Here is a 1460-nt window from a genome sequence, read left to right as displayed (position 1 = left end):
GCGTACAGCCGTTCATGCGACGGGTGGCGGCGGTAGAAGGTGGGGCCGTGGCCAGGGCGATTGGGATGGGGAAGACGCTGATCAAGGCAGGGGGAGTGATAGCGGCGTTGGGAGGGGTGGCGGATGGGGTGGGGAGTTTTGCGGCGGCGAATCGAGCTAAAGGCGTGGGTGATGAACGTGCTGACGAGAAGCACAGTATTAGCGGTTCAATCTCCATTGTTGGAGCGATATTCAGTGTTCACGGTGCGATGACTGGGGGCGCATTGTTGGGGACGCTGGGGATTGGAATAGTGTTGGGACTAATCGCTTTTGCCATAGGGAAGATAGCCAGAGATCTGGAATCAGACAGCCTGGAACTGTGGGCGCGGCGTTCTTACTTCGGGCGGGGTGCCGGAGATGTCCGTTGGGGGAGCCCCGATCAAATGGACGCGGCGATGTCAGCGTTGAACGCCGCAGTGCTCGGCATGGACGCAAACGTCGGGTTTCGTACCGCTAAACGCGTCATGGATGCCGACCAACTATTAACGGCGGACATTTTGGACATTAAGGCAACAGGCGGCGTTGAGTCGGGCACTGAGCTAGGGTATCGAATTGTGCTTCCTGGTTTCGATCCCACGTTGTCGCGCTTTGAATTCAAGCTGCTTGTACAGCGATTTGGCGTCGAAAGAAGTGGACGGCGTACTCCATTATTGACTGACGACGTGCTTGCGGCGATGAATCACAACAGTCATGACAGGGCCCCCACCTTGGGTGATTTCAGACATCTGACTGCGAACGGTCAGCGTTTACCAACCCAGGAGCTTCCCGTCCTGAGCTGCCGATATTGGCTCGGCCCCTTACACAGCATTAAAAGCGCGACCATCGAAATCACCTTCTGGCCAGATAGGGAAGACCTTTCCGGATATGCCCGCATCAGCATGACCGAGGAAGCCTAATGGCCCAAGCCAAACTCATGCCGCGTTGTCCTGGGTGGCAACGAGATTTGCCTGGGCCAGACGATCCTCCCGAGGCTCTGCCTAGCCTGCGGGAAGATGCGCCGAATCACATAGATGGTATTTACATGGAGCTGTCTCGACGCTCATCCAGCATACGTGGGGTTCTACTGTTCGGCATTGTCTTTACCGTTTATTGGGCGGTGATCGGCGGGCCTAGGATTATTGTTTCCGTTCTGAATCGGGATGTTGTCGCATTCAATTTTGATGACTTGACCACGGTCTTGCTTTCCCTATTTACCATTGCCCTTTGCGCATGGACCACCGTGCTCCTGTACCGGCTTGAGATTACCCAGCCCCGCGACCTCCCCATCCGCTTCAACCGCGCCCGCCGCCGCATCTACGTCTACGGCTTCCACATGGTCTGGTGGAACCCCTTCACCCGCTGGTACGTCACCACCGCCAGCTACCCCTGGGACGATGTCCGCGCCGAAGTTTGGGAGCAATGGGGCGCGACCTCTGGCGGGG

At 57.5% G+C, this 1460-nt stretch carries 2 protein-coding genes; both read left to right on the top strand.

The annotated features are described in order from the left end of the window. A partial coding sequence (locus AC1DB0_RS29780) for a hypothetical protein (protein ID WP_476758821.1) occupies positions 1 to 935 on the top strand: 935 nt, incomplete at its 5' end. A gap of 281 nt (positions 936 to 1216) precedes the next feature. Continuing rightward, on the top strand, positions 1217 to 1460 hold a 244-nt coding region (locus tag AC1DB0_RS29775), incomplete at its 3' end, for a DUF6708 domain-containing protein (RefSeq protein WP_476758820.1).

It is taken from the genome of Achromobacter sp. 10T422, assembly GCF_056394065.1.
The sequence above is the reverse complement of the archived record's forward strand: the minus strand, read 5'-3'. Positions and strand labels throughout refer to the sequence as shown.